Source organism: Halomonas sp. OfavH-34-E (assembly GCF_024124525.1).
GTDB classification, from domain to species: domain Bacteria; phylum Pseudomonadota; class Gammaproteobacteria; order Pseudomonadales; family Halomonadaceae; genus Halomonas; species Halomonas litopenaei.
In genome coordinates, this window is the sequence record NZ_JAMXRY010000126.1 from 1 (window position 1) to 1,104 (window position 1,104).

Sequence of the window (1,104 nt, forward strand, 5' to 3'; positions counted from 1 at the left end):
CCTCGTAGCGCACCAGGTCATCGTTGCCGGTGCTGCTCTTGAACTGGCCGTCGGTGGTCTCGCTGTTGCTGGCGGCGTTACTGCCCGGGGACTGACCTGCACCGCCATCCAGTCCTGCTTCCTGCACGCTATAGGCGCCATCGGCGGTCGTCGGATCACCGTCCGGGCCGCTCGGGTCGATGGTCGGCGTGGAGTCGGCCGCCACCGTCACGGTCAGGGTCGAGGACGCGGTATCACCGTCACCGTCGGTGAGGGTGTAGTCGATCACCGCCTGGCCTTCGAAGCCCGCCGCCGGGGTGAAGGTGACGTTGCCATCGCTGGTGAAGCTCACGCTGCCCTGGCTCGGATTGCGCAGAGCGGCGGTGGTCAGGGTGGCACCATCGGCACCCTGGGTGTCGCTGGTGTCATCACTGTTGTTGAGCACGTTGTAGCTGACCGCCGTGTCCTCGGCGGTGCTGGTGGTGTCAGCCACCGCACTCGGGCCATCGTCACCGATGGCGATGCTCAGGGTGCCATCAGCGGAGGTATCGCCATCGCTGTCCACCACCCGCACACCGAAGGTCTCGGGCACGCTGTCATCCAGACCCGTTCTGTCCTTGTCGTCCTGACTCGCGCTGCTTGTCAGGGTGTACGACCAGTTGCCGTCGGTGTTCACCGTCAGGGTGCCGTAATCACCGGCGACCGTGGTGCCATCGGCATTGATCTCGACCCAGTTGCCGTCGCTGTCCTTTACCTCATAGCGCGCCAGGTCATCGTTGCCGGTGCTGCTCTTGAACTGGCCGTCGGTGGTCTCGCTGTTGCTGGCGGCGTTACTGCCCGGGGACTGATCTGCACCGCCATCCAGTCCTGCTTCCTGCACGCTGTAGGCGCCATCGGCGGTCGTCGGATCGCCGTCCGGGCCGCTCGGGTCGATGGTCGGCGTGGAGTCGGCCGCCACCGTCACGGTCAGGGTCGAGGACGCGGTATCACCGTCACCGTCGGTGAGGGTGTAGTCGATGACCGCCTTGCCTTCGAAGCCATCCGCAGGGGTAAAGGTGATCTCGCCATTGGACGCGAAGCTCACCGAACCCACACTGGCCCCGCCCTGCACGCTGGCCGCGGTCA

1 protein-coding gene is annotated in these 1,104 nt (G+C 66.0%); it reads right to left on the bottom strand.

Annotation, left to right across the window (positions count from 1 at the left end):
- A partial coding sequence (locus NH448_RS23470) for a cadherin-like domain-containing protein (protein ID WP_253029605.1) occupies positions 1-1,104 on the bottom strand: 1,104 nt, incomplete at both ends.